General features: G+C 53.2%; 1 protein-coding gene. It reads left to right on the top strand.

Going from position 1 to position 408, the window contains the following annotated elements; all coding sequences use genetic code 11:
• Positions 1–408, top strand: a 408-nt coding sequence (locus CXF69_RS14265) for an immunoglobulin-like domain-containing protein (RefSeq protein ID WP_228706722.1), incomplete at both ends; no start/stop codon positions are given.

The following is a 408-nucleotide window of genomic DNA, read 5'->3' as shown; positions in this document are numbered from 1 at the left end:
ACCGGCGAGATCACAGACGAAGCAGCGGGTAATGCAGACGTCACCACCATCAGCCTCACGGGTGATGAGAGCGTTGAAGAGGGCACTGCCGCCACCTACACGGTGAACATAGACAATGCCCCAGTGACTGATGTCACCGTTGACATCACTTACACCTACACCAACAGTCAGACCGGTGACATCGAAACCAACACCCAAACCGTCACCATCTTAGCTGGGACCACTGAAGCAAGCTTCACCGTTAATACTATTGACGACTTACTTGCTGAAACTGACGAGAACTTCACCGTCACCATCAGTAACCCGCAAGGCGGTGGCCTTGAGTCCATCGTCATTGATGACGCTGCTGCCAGTGTCGTCACTGGCATTACTGATGGTACGCCTACTGCTGAAGACACGGTTTATGCC

This window comes from Psychrobacter sp. Choline-02u-9 (assembly GCF_002836505.1).
Classification (GTDB): domain Bacteria; phylum Pseudomonadota; class Gammaproteobacteria; order Pseudomonadales; family Moraxellaceae; genus Psychrobacter.
The sequence above is the reverse complement of the archived record's forward strand: the minus strand, read 5'-3'. Positions and strand labels throughout refer to the sequence as shown.